The 473-nt window shown below is 31.7% G+C and carries 1 protein-coding gene; it reads right to left on the reverse strand.

Going from position 1 to position 473, the window contains the following annotated elements; all coding sequences use genetic code 11:
- Positions 1–310: response regulator (locus tag E3E36_RS11755; protein ID WP_167895565.1), on the reverse strand; the 310-nt coding region annotated here is incomplete at its 3' end.
- Positions 311–473 lie beyond the last annotated feature (163 nt).

Below are 473 nucleotides of genomic sequence, written 5' to 3' on the forward strand. Positions count from 1 at the left end.
CTACTCCGTATTGTGAAACTGCATTAATAATTTCTGTTTTAGCTTCAGCAGTAACAAATAAAATGGGTATAGAAGCCAAACTTCTGTCGTTCCGCATTTCTTTAACTAAACCAAGACCATCAAGTATCGGCATATTCCAATCAGATATAACAAAATCAAACCGCTCTTTTTTAAGTTTTGATAATGCCATTGATCCATCTTCTGCTTCGTCAACATCAGTATGACCAAGTTCTTTAAGTAAATTTCTTATAATTCTTCTTATAGTAGAATAGTCGTCAACGACTAAGAACCGGGTTTTAGAATCTGCCATACTTTACCATTTTAATTTAGTTTTTAAAATCAGAGCCCATATTTATCAATTAAATAAATTAATGCAGCCATATTTATTGCACCCAATAATAATTCTCTTTTGTTTACATTTTCAAATACATCGCTTCGGGCATGATGAATATCAAAATAACGTTGATTATCGG

It is taken from the genome of Thermococcus sp. M36, from assembly GCF_012027355.1.
In the GTDB taxonomy this organism is placed as follows: Archaea; Methanobacteriota_B; Thermococci; order Thermococcales; family Thermococcaceae; genus Thermococcus.